This is a genomic window from Rhizobium sp. P1_B8, assembly GCF_056406515.1.
On record NZ_JBFTZZ010000090.1, the window covers coordinates 1 to 463 of the forward strand.

Here is a 463-nt window from a genome sequence, read left to right on the forward strand (position 1 = left end):
GTCTGTCTCAACGTGCTTCAGGGCCTGCGTCTTGCCGGTGCCGACATGATCATCGGCGTCGATATCAACCCTGACCGCAAGGCCTGGGGCGAAAAGTTCGGCATGACCCACTTCGTCAATCCGAAGGAGGTCGGCGACGACATCGTGCCCTACCTCGTCAACCTGACCAAACGCAACGGCGACCTGATCGGTGGCGCCGACTATACCTTCGACTGCACCGGCAACACCAAGGTGATGCGCCAGGCGCTGGAAGCATCGCACCGCGGCTGGGGCAAGTCGGTTATCATCGGCGTTGCCGGTGCCGGCCAGGAAATCTCCACCCGTCCGTTCCAGCTGGTCACCGGCCGCAACTGGATGGGCACGGCTTTCGGCGGCGCGCGCGGCCGCACCGACGTGCCGAAGATCGTCGAATGGTACATGCAGGGCAAGATCCAGATCGATCCGATGATCACCCACACCATGC

1 protein-coding gene is annotated in these 463 nt (G+C 62.9%); it reads left to right on the top strand.

The genetic code is table 11. The features are described from left to right. On the top strand, window positions 1-463 hold a 463-nt coding region (locus AC1D2N_RS36245), incomplete at both ends, for a zinc-binding dehydrogenase (RefSeq protein WP_477983042.1).